This is a genomic window from Sphingobium sp. Ant17 (genome assembly GCF_000588875.1).
Taxonomy (GTDB): domain Bacteria; phylum Pseudomonadota; class Alphaproteobacteria; order Sphingomonadales; family Sphingomonadaceae; genus Sphingobium.
Genome location: NZ_JEMV01000191.1, coordinates 1 through 1,713, shown reverse-complemented (window position 1 = coordinate 1,713; position 1,713 = coordinate 1). Strand labels below are relative to the sequence as shown.

Below are 1,713 nucleotides of genomic sequence, written 5' to 3'. Positions count from 1 at the left end.
ATATGAAGCAGTGAGAGTTGAACATAGGCCATGTGGATCGCTCGCGGATCGACATCGATCGCTGTCACATGAAGGTGCCGCTGATAATTATGCCCGTTATCGCGCATGGCCTCGACAAGCGCGATCACCATAGGAAATGGCGCTCAGGAAGCCTTAGCCATTCGTAGAGCAGATGATCGTCAGGACCATATTGCGAGCCGATGGCGATCCGGATCAGACGGCCGTCGCAGGCGAAGGCAGAGGCCCTGGGAAAGGACAGGTAGGAACGACCTTCGAGGATCAGGTCGCCCGAGCGCACTTTGGTGATGTCGCGGGTCGTTCCAAGCAGTCGATGACCAGACGGYGCGTCSAGAAGCTTCAGCCGATCACCCGCCTTTACGCGCTTCTTGAACGCCGCCAGTGATAGGACCSTATCGACGGGATTGCGGATACCCTGACGTTTTGCCAATGCTGCCCAATAGGCCTGGCCRATGCGGACCTCACCGTAGAAACTGCATGACCAGAAATCCTGCAAGGGATTGGTCCGCGTGAACCCGAACCGTTCCATTTGATCGCGCCCCTCGCAAATAAAGGCGTCCTGCGCTTCACGGACGGTGAGGTCGTCAGGTGTATCGAGGATTTCCGCGATGACCTTGCGTCCGCCAGCAAATGTCTCGGTGCGGATCGCAAAGCTGGTGCCAGTAAAATGCCGGGCGAGATGGCGTTCGATCCGGGAGGCGAGCGATGGCAACGCTTCGCCGGCGCGATAGAGATCACCTTCATAATGGAAATTGCCGCGTCCGTCATGGTCGGTCTGGCTATACAGGCGCGCGGACGCGCCCCGGCGCGTTAGCGTCGGTCATGATGTCATCCCTATGGCTCGATCAGATTTGGAGGGGCGAGTGCGTCAGGCCAACGGCGATTCCATTGAGGGAGGCAAGCTGTGGTCTGCTTCAGTTCGGGCGAGAACCCAGTCGAGATAGCCAAGACGCGTATCGCGTTGCGACTTCGGTCTGCCAATTGACCGAAGGATATTGTGGATAGTCGATCCATGGATCAGGCGGCTCCGCCGGTGGCGTCACTGCAGATCGGCCCAACCGGCGCGCCAGTTCCTCCTGGGTGCTGGCAAAATTCGACATGATCGGCAAATATCGCACACCATCCTCCACCAAAACTGTCGCGACGTGGGCGCGAACAGCCATAGCTCCAGTCGAACCCAACAGGCGCGGTTTGCAAGCTCTCCTGGCAACAGCGCCGGATGAGTTCCGCAATCGGACCTGGCTGGAAGTCGGTCGTGCCATAGATGGCGACGATGCATTTGGCTGCACCCGCAATCTCGATCTCAGCCCCGAAATGCGGGAAGTCGGGATCATCGAAGATTTCGAGCAGGCCGTTGAACGGATTGGCGAGATCGGTCGGCATGAAGGCGGCGAGGAATTCAGCGCTCGGTTCCCCCGGGGCAAAATCACCCAATAGATCGGACGCGTGCTGCCACGCCTCCTCGATCAACGCAGCTTCACGTGCCATGCAGGTGAAGGCAAAGGAAGCTTGAACATAATGGTCACCCATGGACCGGCTCCATCATGGCTTCATCGATTGGTTCTTCATCGATGAGCACCAGCGGCGGCGGGTTCTGGCGTGCAAGCTGGTAGTCATTTTCGAYTGCCACGATGCTTCCCAAATTCCCGAATGCGTTCGATCGAGAAGAGCTGCTGGTCATCTTCAGTCGTCAGA

General features: G+C 58.2%; 2 protein-coding genes. Both read right to left on the bottom strand.

Annotation, left to right across the window (positions count from 1 at the left end; all coding sequences use genetic code 11):
- Positions 1-124: 124 nt before the first annotated feature.
- Complete coding sequence (locus tag BF95_RS25335; RefSeq protein ID WP_051520245.1) at positions 125-805, bottom strand: hypothetical protein; 681 nt, start codon at positions 803-805, stop codon at positions 125-127.
- Between the two features lie 230 nt (positions 806-1,035).
- A complete protein-coding gene (locus tag BF95_RS25330) occupies positions 1,036-1,548 on the bottom strand; it encodes a hypothetical protein (RefSeq protein ID WP_235210020.1) in 513 nt (170 codons plus the stop codon).
- Positions 1,549-1,713: the final 165 nt, after the last annotated feature.

What these genes read in the sequence shown, in the direction of transcription:
- BF95_RS25330 (WP_235210020.1), bottom strand. Translation starts at nt 1,548, where the DNA reads ATGGGTGACCATTATGTTCAAGCTTCCTTTGCCTTCACCTGCATGGCA.